7 protein-coding genes are annotated in these 10587 nt (G+C 74.6%); 4 read left to right on the top strand and 3 right to left on the bottom strand.

The genetic code is table 11. The annotated features are described in order from the left end of the window. Nucleotides 1–176: 176 nt before the first annotated feature. On the top strand, nt 177–773 hold the full coding sequence (locus tag ACFCX4_RS29940) for a DedA family protein (RefSeq protein ID WP_376149130.1): 597 nt from the start codon (nt 177–179) through the stop codon (nt 771–773). Nucleotides 774–1083: 310 nt separating this feature from the next. Beyond that, nucleotides 1084–2370 carry a hypothetical protein gene (locus ACFCX4_RS29935; protein ID WP_376149138.1) on the top strand — a complete coding sequence of 429 codons (1287 nt, stop codon included), beginning with the start codon at nt 1084–1086 and terminating at the stop codon, nt 2368–2370. 31 nt (nt 2371–2401) lie between these two features. On the opposite strand, the gene ACFCX4_RS29930 is transcribed toward ACFCX4_RS29935, so the two are convergent. Next, entirely contained in the window at nt 2402–3304 is a 903-nt protein-coding gene (locus ACFCX4_RS29930; RefSeq protein WP_376149135.1) for an alpha/beta hydrolase, read from the bottom strand. Between the two features lie 1085 nt (nt 3305–4389). Here ACFCX4_RS29930 and ACFCX4_RS29925 point away from each other — a divergent pair. Both ACFCX4_RS29925 and ACFCX4_RS29920 read left to right on the top strand, forming a co-directional pair. Beyond that, entirely contained in the window at nt 4390–6354 is a 1965-nt protein-coding gene (locus ACFCX4_RS29925; protein ID WP_376149127.1) for a glycosyltransferase family 2 protein, read from the top strand. Between the two features lie 9 nt (nt 6355–6363). Beyond that, the gene (locus ACFCX4_RS29920) at nt 6364–8295 is read left to right on the top strand and encodes a galactose oxidase-like domain-containing protein (RefSeq protein ID WP_376149125.1); all 1932 of its coding nucleotides are present in this window, start codon (nt 6364–6366) and stop codon (nt 8293–8295) included. A 33-nt stretch (nt 8296–8328) separates the two neighbouring features. Here ACFCX4_RS29920 and ACFCX4_RS29915 read toward each other — a convergent pair whose 3' ends face one another. Then, nucleotides 8329–9420 (bottom strand): glycoside hydrolase family 6 protein, encoded by a 1092-nt coding sequence (locus ACFCX4_RS29915; protein ID WP_376149122.1) that lies wholly within the window; start codon nt 9418–9420, stop codon nt 8329–8331. A gap of 159 nt (nt 9421–9579) precedes the next feature. Beyond that, entirely contained in the window at nt 9580–10257 is a 678-nt protein-coding gene (locus ACFCX4_RS29910; RefSeq protein ID WP_376149133.1) for a uracil-DNA glycosylase, read from the bottom strand. Between the last annotated feature and the right edge of the window lie 330 nt (nt 10258–10587).

Here is a 10587-nt window from a genome sequence, read left to right as displayed (position 1 = left end):
GGCCGGGGTGCCCCGGGCACCCCGGCCCGGCCCGGCGGGACGCCCGGCACCCGGGAGGCGCGGGCTGTGAGCCGCCGCACAGCCGGGGTGCTTCATGGCATGAAAAGTCGAGGCGCTAGCGTTGTCCCCCGCAGCCACTGCTCCTCCCCCGGGCAGCCTGGAGGGAGTACGCGGAGATGGACATAGCGACACTGGTCGGATCCTCATGGATCTGCGCCCTGGCGCTCTGCGCCGTGCTCGGCGACGCCTTCCTCCCCTTCCTGCCCAGCGGGACCCTGGTCATCCTCGCGGTGCTCAAGACGGCGCAGATCGACGGCGCCCCCCTGATGCTGGGGCTCGGCGTGGCCGTCGCCTCCTTCCTCGGGGACCTGCTGCTGCTCCGGCTGGCCCGCCGCGGCGCGCCGGTGGTCAGCCGGCGGCTCGAACACCGCCCGAAGCTGGCGGCCAGCGTGGTGCGGGTCCAGGAGGCACTGGACGGACGCACCACCGGGGCCGCGGCGGCCATGGTGGTGATCGCCCGCTTCGTCCCGGCCGGGCGGACCGTGCTCGACCTGGCCATCGGGCACTCCCCCGCGCATCCGCACCGATTCCTGCGGTGGTCGGCGCTGGCCGGGATGATCTGGGCGGCCTACATCGTGACCCTGGGGTGGCTCAACAGCCACTGGTTCGACACCGCCTGGCTGAGTCTCGCGGTCTCCTGCACGGCCGCCACCGTGGTGAGCACGGCGATCGCGCGGGTCGTGCGCCGCAACCGCCGGCTCGCCCTCGGCTGACCCCGGGGCCCCGCCCCGGCGCCGGTCACGGCACGGGTGCGGACGTCGGCACCCGGTACCGGCCCTCCTGAGGACTCCCCCGGAACGTGCTGCCCGAAATGGGCGAAACGTCACAGGACGGCAACAGAAGACATCTCTTCGCATCCCGCACAGGTGTGCCCGGCGTGTTCGGTTCGGGCGGACCCCGGGCTCCTTGGCGACCCCCTGCGTCCGCATGACATGCTAACAACGGATAATCAATCAATTGTCCGATATGACCGACGCGACCCCGGTCGCGGTCACCATCCGGTCCGGGCATCCAGGGGAGACGATGGGCAGCATCTCGCGCAGGACCGTGCTCACAGCCACCGCCGCGACCGCGGCCCTCGGAGCGGTGGCGGCCTGTTCCGGAGGCGGCTCCGGGCCGGCGGCCACCACGGGCCCGGGCTCCGCCCCGGCCACCACCGGCGGCGCGGGAGGCACCGGAACGGCCACCGGCACCCCCGGCGCGACCCCGGCCAAGGGCAGGCCGATCGGCGACGGCTCGACCTCCGACACCGGCCCGCAGCCGAACCAGCCCAAGCCGGAGAAGCTCAAGCCCGGTGAGCGCCCGCCCCAGTTCGTGGTGTTCTCCTGGGACGGCGCCGGCGGGACCGAGGACGGCCAGTTCCCCCGGTTCCTCAAGCTCGCCGAGGAGCACAAGGCCTCGATGACCTTCTTCCTCTCCGGCATCTACGCCCTGCCCAAGGGCAGGTCCGACCTCTACCACCCGCCGAAGCACTCGGTCGGCGCCTCCGACATCCCCTTCCTGTCGGACGGCGCGGTGAAGAGCACCCTCAAGCTCATCAGCCAGGCCTGGCTGGCCGGCCACGAGATAGGCACCCACTTCAACGGCCACTTCTGCTCGACCCGCTCGGACGGCAACGGCGTCAACAAGTGGACCCCCGAGGACTGGCAGAGCGAGATCGACCAGGCCGTCGGCTTCGTGACCCAGTGGCGGACCAACACCGGCTTCACCGACGTCGACCCGCTGCCCTTCGACTACCGGAAGGAGCTGACCGGCGGACGCACCCCCTGCCTGGAGGGGCAGAAGGCCCTGCTGCCGACCATCGCCAACCTGGGCTGGAAGTACGACGCCAGCTCCTCGGGCGGTCTGCAGATCTGGCCCCAGAAGGTGCAGGACGGCAAGATCTGGGACCTCCAGCTGCAGAGCATGCCCTTCCCCGGGCACACCTTCCAGGTGCTCTCCATGGACTACAACATCCTGGCCAACCAGTCGAACGGCAGCACCAAGGGCGACCCGGCCAGGTACGACGAGTGGCGCAACCAGGCCCGGGACGCCTACCTGGCCGGGTTCGACCGCGCCTACAACGGCAACCGCGCGCCGTTCTTCATCGGCAACCACTTCGAGCAGTGGAACGGCGGCATCTACATGGACGCCGTCGAGCAGACGCTCAAGACCGTCGCCGGCAGGCCCGAGGTCCGGCTGGTCTCCTTCAAGCAGCTCGTCGAGTGGCTGGAGGTGCAGGACCAGTCCACCCTGCGCAAGCTGCGCACGCTGAACGTCGGGCAGGCGCCGGCCGGTGGCTGGGAGGCCTTCCTCGGCGCGGCCGGCTGAGGCACGGCCCCTCCGGCCCGGGGCCCGGCGGCTACCCGGCTGCTGCGGCGGGGGCGGAGGCGGTGCCGAGCAGGGCGCCCGCCACCGCCTCCGCCCCGGCCCGGCCCCACAGGACCGAGTAGTGGTTGCTGTCCGGCACCGGCGAGGTCCGCACCGGGTGGGCGCGGTCCAGTCCGGCGGCGGCGAGCCGCTTCTCGTCGTACAGGCCCTGCGGCTCGTCGAGCAGACCGCGCTCCGCCCAGAACAGTTCGCCCGGGCAGGGCAGCCGGTGCACGGCGCCGGCCGCCTCCTCGTCCAGCAGGACCTGCGCGCCGTCCGTCTCGACCGCCGCCCGCACGCAGGAGGAGCGCAGCCCGGATCCGCCGGCGACGAGATCCCGCTGGACGTAGCGGTCGATGCCCTCGGACCAGCCGCCGGCGAAGGCCGGATGCCGCTGCCAGAACTCCCGGTAAGCCTGCCGGTCGGGGAAGGTCATCGACAGCCGGGCCAGCGCCGGCCCCAGCACGGCGGCCAGGGCGTCCTGCTCCCCCACGCCCTCGGGCAGCGGGAAGCCGACCCCGCCGTCGACCAGCACCACCCGGCCGACCAGCCGCGGGTGGCGGACGGCCGCCAGCGCCGTCACCCAGGCGCCCATGGAATGACCGGCGACCACCGTCGGGCCCAAGCCGAACCCGGTGATCAGGGCCGCCACGTCGTCGGCGTGCCGGGCCAGTCCGTACGGCCCGCCGAGGTCGCGGGCGGCGCCCCGGCCGCGCAGGTCCGGGGCGAGCAGGGTGGCCCGCCCGGCGAGGCGGCGGGCCACCTCGAACCAGGCGAGGCCGTTGCCGGTGATCCCGTGCACCGCCACCACGGTCGGGGCACCGGGGACGGTGGCGGGCCAGCGGAGCACGGGCAGCTCACCGCCGGGGACGGGGACGCCGAGCTGTTCCGGCAGCGCGGGAGCGGTCGGCCCGGCCGGCCCGGGGGCCTCGGCGGGCGGCGCGGGCTCGGCGGGTGCGACGGGCCGCCCGGCCGGCGGCGGCTGCACGGACCGGTCGGTCGCCCGACCGCTCGACGCACTCTCGGACCGGCTCACGCTGGACTCCCTCCGGTGGGGCGGGTACTGGGCGGTGGAGCGACCCGGCCGGCGGACCGGAGCGCCCGGTGGAGCGGGTGGAGCGGACGTGCCGGGTGGGGCGGGTGGAGCGGACGTGCCGGGTGGGGCGGGTGGAGCGGACGTGCCGGGTGGGGCGGGTGGAGCGGACGTGCCGGGTGGGGCGGTGCTCCGGGTCCGGGCCGCCGGACCCGGCCGGGCGAGCACCGCGTCCACTGTGACATCCCCGGGCACCGGGCGCGCCGTTCGCGGCGACGGGCACCGGACGGGGCGGCTCCGGCGGCGGTGACGGTGACGGCGGTGCCGACCGGCCGCGCACGGCCGGTGGATCCCCGGGGCGCCGCGGGGGCGGATGCCCGAACCGTAGCCGGGGTCCGCGGGCCGCGACATGTGCCCGGCCGACGCCCCGGCCCGCCCCACTGTGGCGGCCGGCTCCATACCGTCCGCCGTGCGCCGCCCCGCCGACGGCCGGTCCGGGGGACCGCTCCCCCCGGGGTACGCCTCCCCCGGGGACTCCGGCGGATCCCCGGTTGGCCGGGAATCGCCACCCTCCAGGGCCCGCCCGGCGATCGTGCCCCGGACCGGTTGCAATCGCCGGGCCCCTCCGGGACAGTTGGGGAAGCCCGGGGAACCCGGCGCCCCCGGAAGGCAGTTCGGGGACGCCGCAGGGATCCCGTCGTCGACGTCATCGCGCCACCGCACCGTCACGCACCAGGATCGATCGGGCACGTTCCCACGACCGGCGGTCCGGCTCCACCGGAGTCCCGCGGGCGGAACCGTCCGCCGGGCGGTGGCTGCGCGTCGTGGGCGGGGCCCCGGGGAGCCGGTCCGCCACCGTACGGCCCCGCACGGCGGGGCGGATCGCACACGCCCGGTCGGAGCACGCACGAAGGCGGGCCCCGCGGTCCGCCACGGGGGGAGCGCACATGATCGGGCCGTTCTCGCGTCGGGCACAGGACGCGGAACCGCCCGCCCCCGGCCGGACCGCCGCGACGGAGCCGGTCGCCGTCCCCGAAGCCCCCTACAACTACGCCCACTTCAGCCGCCTCGCCGGGCCGGCCGTCGAGCCGGGGAGCGGCACCGCCGACGGGGCCGCTCCCACGACCGGCGACGGTGCCGGGCCCTACCGGGTGCGCTACCGCAGCCTGCTGAGCCGCGAACCGCACCGGATCCGGGCCGCACTGCTCCTGCTGGCCGCACCCCTGGTCGAGGTGGTGCTGCTGGTCTGGCTGCTCCAGCCCGGCCACTGGCCGGTCCGGCCCGGCGAGACCGACGCCTGGCTGCTGGCCGGCGACAAGGTGATGATCGGGATCATCGCGGTGGTCGAGGTGTTCCGGCTGGTCAACGTCGTCTCCAACACCCACGCGACGCTCGCCGCCCGCGACCCCGTCCCCGTGCCGCCCGAACGCGGCACCCGGGTCGCGTTCCTCACCACCTGCGTCCCGGGCAAGGAGCCGCCCGAGATGGTGCGCGCCACGCTCGCCGCGGCCCTGGCCGTCCGGCACGACGGCCCGTTCCAGGTCTGGCTGCTGGACGAGGGAAACGATCCCGCCATGCGCGAACTCTGCGACGGGCTGGGCGTGCGCCACTTCAGCCGGAGCGAGATCGACCAGTGGAACACCGCCAAGGGCCGGTTCCGGGCCAGGACCAAGCACGGCAACTACAACACCTGGCTGCAGGCCTACGGCGCCGACTACGACTTCTGGGTCTCGGTGGACACCGACCACGTCCCGCTCCCGGAGTTCTGCGAGCGCATGCTCGGCTACTTCCGCGACCCGGACGTGGCGTTCGTCGTCGGCCCCCAGGTGTACGGGAACTACCGCAGCTCGGGATCGACGGTCACCCGGTTCGCGGAGAGCCAGCAGTACCTCTTCCACGCCCTCGTCCAGCGGGCCGGGAACCGTTACGGCGCGCCGATGTTCGTCGGCACCAACAACGCCGTCCGGATCGGGGCGCTGCGCGCGATCGGCGGGCTGTATGACTCGGTCACCGAGGACATGGCGACCGGCCTGGAGTTCCACCGCCACCGCAACCCGGCCACCGGCGCGCGCTGGAAGTCGGTCTACACGCCGGACGTGCTGGCGGTCGGCGAAGGCCCGTCGTCCTGGACCGACTTCTTCTCGCAGCAGCTGCGCTGGAGCCGGGGCACCTACGAGACGCTGCTCACCCAGTACGGGCGCGCGATGTGGGGCCTGTCGCCGGGGCGGCTGCTCAACTACACGCTGATGGTCTCCTTCTACCCGACGGCGGCGCTGACCTGGCTGCTCGGCGGGGTGTCCAGCGTGCTCTACCTGGGGTTCGGCGCCTCCGGCGTCCACGTGTCGTCGGAGATCTGGATGGCGCTCTACAGCGACGCCGCCGCGCTGCAGATGCTGCTCTACACCTGGAACCGCAAGCACAACGTGAGCCCGCACGAGCCGGCGGGTTCCTCGGGGGTGGCGGGCATGGTGATGTCGGCGCTCTGCGGGCCGGTCTACGCGGCGTCGTTCGTTCAGGCGCTGCTGCGGATCCGCAGCCGGTTCGTGGTGACGCCCAAGGGCCTGTCGGCCAGCCCCGACCGGGTGACCACCTTCCGGCTCCACCTGTTCTGGGCGCTGGTGTTCGGCGGCGCGCTCGCCGTGTCCTTCCGCACCGGCCACGACCACGTCGCCATGCGGACGTGGGCCGCCCTGGCCCTGCTGCTCAGCCTGCTGCCGGTGCTGCTGCTCGGGTGGGACGCCGTCCGCCGCCGGCGGGCCCGGCCGGTCTCCACCCTCGCGCTCTCCCCGGCCGGGTCGGTCCCCGCCCCGGGGCCCGTTCCCGCCCCGGCCGGCACGGCCGCCGAACCCGCCGGACCCGGTGCGGCCGCATCCGCGCCCGCACCCCTGCCCGCGCCCGCCACGAGGGGATGACGAACCACCGTGAAGATCCGCAACGCCGGACGCACCCGGCGCTTCGCCCTCGGCAGCACCGTCGCCCTGACCGTGGCCGGGATGAACGCGCCCGCCGTGCTCGGCTTCGCCGGTGCGCAGTACCACCAGTACGTGATCAACCGCCCCGCCTACAAGGCCCGGTACGGCCACTGGCAGACCCTGGTGCTGCCCGCCGAGTTCCGGATCAACGCGATCCACGCCGCCCTGCTGCGCACCGGCAAGGTCCTGATCATCGCCGGCTCCGGCAACAACCAGCGGAACTTCGACGCCGGCACCTTCAAGAGCCTGCTCTGGGACCCGGTCGCCAACACCTACAAACCGGTGCCCACCCCCGCCGACATGTTCTGCGGAGGCCACACCTCGCTGCCCGACGGCCGGATGCTGGTGGCCGGCGGCACCCGTCGCTACGAGGCGCTGGACGGTGCGGTGAAGAAGGCGGCCGGCACCATGCGGGTCCGCAACGAGAACCCGGACGCCGCCCGCACCCTCCCCCGGGGCACCGTCTTCCGCGGTCCCAACGGCCGCGCCTACGTCTCCACGGACGAGCTCACCGTCCCCGCCGCGACCAAGACCGGCTCCGGCGCCGCCACCGTCGTCAAGGCCTCCGAGACCCGGGTCTTCGCCGAGGCGGTGGACCCCGGCCGGGACTCGGTGCTGACCTCCCCCGCCCAGTACGCGGTCGAGGGCCTGACCGGCGCCGACGCCCGCAACGTCTACGGCACGGCCGAGCGGATGACCCTGGAGAAGCAGGACTACCAGGGCATCCGCGCCGCCTTCGAGTTCAACCCCGACACCGAGATGTACGAGCAGGTCACCGACATGGCCCACGCCCGCTGGTACCCGACGCTGACCGGGCTCGGCGACGGCCGGGTGGTCACCGTCTCCGGTCTGGACGACACCGGGCAGATCCTCGGCGGCAACGACAACGAGATCTACGATCCGGCGGACAAGACCTGGTCCAAGGCGCCCGACCGCTACTTCCCGACCTACCCGTCGATCTTCCTCACCGCGTCCGGCAGACTCTTCTACTCCGGTTCGAACGCCGGCTACGGCCCGGCCGACCAGGGCCGCGAACCCGGGCTCTGGGACCTCACGGACAACAGCTTCCAGCCCGTCCCCGGGCTGCGGGACCCGGAGCTGACCGAGACCTCCTCCTCCGTCCTGCTGCCGCCCGCGCAGGCGCAGAAGGTGATGGTGCTGGGCGGCGGGGGCGTCGGCGAGTCCCCGCTCTCCACCGCCCGCACCGACATCGCCGACCTCACCGCCGCGAGGCCCGCGTTCACTCCCGGCCCCGACCTCCCCGCGGGCGGCACCCGGTACCTCAACAGCGTGATCCTGCCCGACGACACCGTCTTCACCACCGGCGGCTCGGCCGACTACCGGGGCAAGCACCGCAGCGACCTGCTCAAGGCGCAGACCTACCACCCGGACACCAACACCTTCACCACCGCCGCCGAGCCCGCGGTCGGCCGGAACTACCACTCCGAGGCCCTGCTGCTGCCCGACGGACGGGTGGCGGTGCTCGGCTCCGACCCGCTCTTCAACGACCGGGCGAACACCGAACCGGGCACCTTCGAGCAGCGGATCGAGATCTACAGCCCGCCCTACCTGTTCCGCGGCGAGCGGCCGGCGCCGACCGCCGCGCCGTCCTCCGCCCGGCTCGGCGGCACCGTCCGGGTGGCCCTCCCCTCGCCCGGCGGCATCGCCACCGCCAAACTGGTGCGGCCGAGTTCGGTCACCCACGCCACCGACGTCGAGCAGCGTTCGGTGGCCCTGGACATCACCGCGCGCACGACCGACGACCTCGCGCTCACCCTGCCCGCCGACCCGGACCTGCTGCCGCCGGGCTGGTACATGCTCTTCGTCGCGGACGCGGCCGGCACCCCGTCGGCGGCCCGCTGGATCCGGGTCACGCCGTGAGCGGCGGTCCGGGCCCCCGGCCGGGCCGAGCGGCTACCCGGTCGCGCCGGCGGACGCCAGCCCCAGCGCGTACGGCAGCCAGAACTCGCCCGCCCGGGGCTCGCCGCGGCCGCACTCGCCGTCCGACTCCCCCGGGTTCTTGACCCACAGGTAGGCGTCGACGCCGGGCCGGCCGGTTCCGGTCGTGGGCGGCACGCCGAGCGCGCGGCCGGCCGGGTTGCACCAGGCCTCGGGGCTGAGCGGGCCGTTGCCGTTGCGGCTGGTGTCGACGACGAAGGGCTTGCCGTCCAGCAGGGCGGACAGCTGCGCGCCGTAGGACACGTTGCGGTCGGTGGAGAAGAAGTTGGAGACGTTCACCGCGAAGCCGTCCGCCGCCGCCACCCCCGACCTGCGCAGCGCCTCGGCCAGCGCGACCGGGTCGGGCGTCCACCCCGGGTTGCCCGCGTCCAGGTAGACCCGGACCCGCGGGCGCTTCTTCAACTCCTGGACGGCGAAGGCCAGCAGGCCGTAACGCTCGGCCGCCGCGTCGCCCTTGACCCCGCAGGCGTCCAGGGTGTGCGCGACGGCGTCCGGCTCCAGCACCACCCAGGCCCGGCGGTCACCGATCGCGTCCGCCAGGCCGGTGACCCAGGCCCGGTACGCGGCGGCGTCCGGCGCGCCGCCTGCCGAGTAGAGGCCGCAGTCCCGGTGCGGGATGTTGTACGCGACGAAGACCGGTGTGCGGTCGGCCTCCGCGGCGCGGCGGCCGACCTGTTCGACGATGCCCCGGGCCGCCCCGTCGCCCAGCCACTGCGAGGAGGGCTGGCCGGCGATCCGCAGCAGGGTGTCGGCCTCCGCGGCACGGCCCTGGCCGCGCAGGGCGGCCACCTGGCGGGCGGCGGAGGTCTGGTCGGAGACGTAGAAGGTCTGGCCCGGGAGCTGGGGGAGCTGGGGGAGCGCACCGGGGGCCGAACCGGTCGGCGAGGCCGGCGGCGGCGTCGAACTCGCGGCGGCAGGAGCCTCCCCGGCCCCGCCGGCGTTCCCCGCCGGACCGCCCTGCGAGCACCCCGCGGCACCCGTCACCAGCCCCAGCAGCGCCGCCCCCGCGGCCAGCCGGAACCCCGTCCCTCGCCCAACTCGGCGCACGTACCGCCCCTCCCAGAACCGGTCCGGGCGCGACCCGGACGGCCCCAGCTTCGCACACCGGGCCCCGCCCGCCGCCCACCGGCAGGTGAACGGCGGGCGGCCCGGGGCGAGGAGACGCACCGTCAGGATCCGCGCGGGGCGCGGACCGCTCGGGCCTGCTCAGGCCTGCTTGAGGTCCGGGATCCGCCAGTCGACCGGGTCGACCCCGAAGCCCTCCAGCGCCGTGTTGATCTGCGAGAACGGCCGGCTGCCGAAGAACAGCTTGGCGGACAGCGGCGACGGGTGCGCGCCCTGGACCACCACGTGCCGGTCGGTGTCGATCAGCGGCAGCTTCTTCTTGGCGTAGTTGCCCCAGAGCACGAAGACGACCGGCTCCTCGCGGGCGCTGACCGCCTTGATCACCGCGTCGGTGAACTTCTCCCAGCCCTTGGCCTTGTGCGAGTTGGCCTCGTGGGCGCGGACGGTGAGCACCGCGTTGAGCAGCAGCACGCCCTGCTCGGCCCAGTGCATCAGGTAGCCGTTGTCCGGCGCCGGGATGCCGAGGTCGGCGTCCAGCTCCTTGAAGATGTTGCGCAGCGACGGCGGCGTCCTGGTGCCCGGCAGCACGGAGAAGCTCATGCCGTGGGCCTGGCCGTCGTCGTGGTACGGGTCCTGGCCGAGGACGAGCACCCGCACCTTGTCGTACGGGGTGGCCTCCAGCGCGGAGAACTCCTGCCCGCTCGGCGGGAACACCTGGTGCTCGGCCCGCTGGGCCGCGACGAAGGCCGCCAGCTCGCCGAAGTACGGCTTCTCCGTCTCGGCGCCCAGCACCTCCCGCCAGGACTCCGGCAGTTCCAGCCCGGTGCCCGTCTCCGCCTCGCCCACGTTCGCCTCGACCGTCCCCGCCTCGACCGTGTCCGTCACGACGTCCTCAACCTCCCACCGGGCGGCCGCGCAGCGCCGCACCGCCCCGACCCGCGGCGTATCGCGCCCCTCGCGCCGTACGCCCTCTTTCACCCCGAACGCTACACAGGCCCACCGACAACCGGCTCCCCGGCCGTCCCCGGGCCACCTCCGCGAGCGCCCCGGCGACCGCCGGACCGGGCGCAGGACCGGCCGCCGCCGGTTCCCCCGGGCCGCCCGCCCGTCCTCCCCGGGGGAACACGGCGAACGGGCCCCGTTCCCGGC

The organism is Kitasatospora sp. NPDC056327 (genome assembly GCF_042261735.1).
GTDB lineage: Bacteria > Actinomycetota > Actinomycetes > Streptomycetales > Streptomycetaceae > Kitasatospora.
The sequence above is the reverse complement of the archived record's forward strand: the minus strand, read 5'-3'. Positions and strand labels throughout refer to the sequence as shown.

What these genes read in the sequence shown, in the direction of transcription:
- ACFCX4_RS29940 (WP_376149130.1), top strand. Translation starts at nt 177, where the DNA reads ATGGACATAGCGACACTGGTCGGATCCTCATGGATCTGCGCCCTGGCG.
- ACFCX4_RS29925 (WP_376149127.1), top strand. Translation starts at nt 4,390, where the DNA reads ATGATCGGGCCGTTCTCGCGTCGGGCACAGGACGCGGAACCGCCCGCC.
- ACFCX4_RS29935 (WP_376149138.1), top strand. Translation starts at nt 1,084, where the DNA reads ATGGGCAGCATCTCGCGCAGGACCGTGCTCACAGCCACCGCCGCGACC.